This window comes from Fibrobacter sp. (assembly GCF_045112255.1).
In the GTDB taxonomy this organism is placed as follows: Bacteria; Fibrobacterota; Fibrobacteria; order Fibrobacterales; family Fibrobacteraceae; genus Fibrobacter.
Genome location: NZ_JBGUHR010000057.1, coordinates 1 through 1,536 on the forward strand (window position 1 = coordinate 1; position 1,536 = coordinate 1,536).

Sequence of the window (1,536 nt, forward strand, 5' to 3'; positions counted from 1 at the left end):
TGCAATTGCACATCCTTTCCCACTTAACACACACTTCGGGACCTTAGCTGTCGATCTGGGCTGTTTCCCTTTTGACTACGGATCTTATAACTCGCAGTCTGACTCCCAGGCATCATCTTATTGGTATTCGGAGTTTGATAGGTTTCGGTAAGCTTTGAGACCCCCTAGACCATTCAGTGCTCTACCCCCAACAGACTAACCTGAGGCTAGCCCTAAAGCTATTTCGAGGAGAACCAGCTATATCCGAGCTCGATTGGAATTTCTCCGCTATCCACAGGTCATCCCCGCCCTTTTCAGCGGACGTCTGGTTCGGTCCTCCATGAAGCTTTACCTTCACTTCAACCTGCCCATGGATAGGTCGCCCGGTTTCGGGTCTGCGTCATGTTACTTTATCGCCCTGTTCAGACTCGCTCTCGCTTCGGCTCCGTTCCTGAAGAACTTAACCTCGCAACATAACGCAACTCGCCGGTCCGTTCTACAAAAAGTACGATGTCGAGCCTTGATCGCTCTTCATCTGCTTGTAAACACAGGGTTTCAGGTTCTCTTTCACTCCCCTCCCGGGGTTCTTTTCACCTTTCCCTCACGGTACTGTTCTCTATCGGTCACCAAGTAGTATTTAGCCTTGGGGGGTGGTCCCCCCGTCTTCCCACCGGATTCCTCGTGTCCTGTGGTACTCCGGATCCCCGCCTTGCTCGCCGCTTTCGCCTACGGGACTGTTACCCTCTTCGGTCCGGCTTTCCAACCGTGTTTGGCTTCGCGTCTTCGCATTTTTGCAGGTCCAAAACCCCGTCCGTCCGTAGACAGTCGGTTTAGGCTCTTTCCCGTTCGCTCGCCGCTACTAAGAAAATCGATGTTTCTTTCTCTTCCTCCGGCTACTTAGATGTTTCAGTTCACCGGGTTCCCTACATAACACTATGGATTCATGTTATGTTGATATGACTTCTCATACCGGGTTTCCCCATTCGGATATCCATGGATCAAAGCCTGCTTACGGCTCCCCATGGCTTTTCGCAGTTAACCACGTCCTTCGTCGGCTCTTGGTGCCAAGGCATTCACCCTGCGCTCTTGTTAGCTTGATCTCTTTTTCTCTGATTCTCCGTGCATTTCTGCATGAGTTTCTCGGCATTTGAAATTGCAGATTTCGGTCAATTTGCATTACCTACGTCTTTTTTTCTTTCTTAATGTCTTTTTTCTCCGCGAATTACTTTTTCTATATGCAGTTTTCAAGGTGCTTGGTGGGCTCAAGTGGACTCGGACCACCGACCTCACGCTTATCAGGCGTGCGCTCTAACCGACTGAGCTATGAGCCCATTCTCTCGCGCGCCTCCCCCTCCCACTTCTTCAGTGGTGGAGGTAAACGGATTCGAACCGATGACCCCCTGCTTGCAAAGCAGGTGCTCTACCAGCTGAGCTATACCCCCGTGGTTCAGCCCGCTTTTACCCTTTCAAGGTGCTTTCCAGCCCCTTGAAAACTATATAGCTACTTATCCAACAAACTCGAAACTCCCTTCACGCCACGCGACCCGAACCAGGTCC

2 tRNA genes and 1 rRNA gene are annotated in these 1,536 nt (G+C 51.1%); all 3 read right to left on the reverse strand.

Going from position 1 to position 1,536, the window contains the following annotated elements:
• A 23S ribosomal RNA gene (locus ACJMM9_RS07925) occupies positions 1–1,079 on the reverse strand; the annotation flags it as partial.
• Between the two features lie 154 nt (positions 1,080–1,233).
• A tRNA-Ile gene (locus ACJMM9_RS07930) sits at positions 1,234–1,310 on the reverse strand.
• 35 nt (positions 1,311–1,345) lie between these two features.
• Positions 1,346–1,421 (reverse strand) — tRNA-Ala (locus ACJMM9_RS07935).
• Positions 1,422–1,536 lie beyond the last annotated feature (115 nt).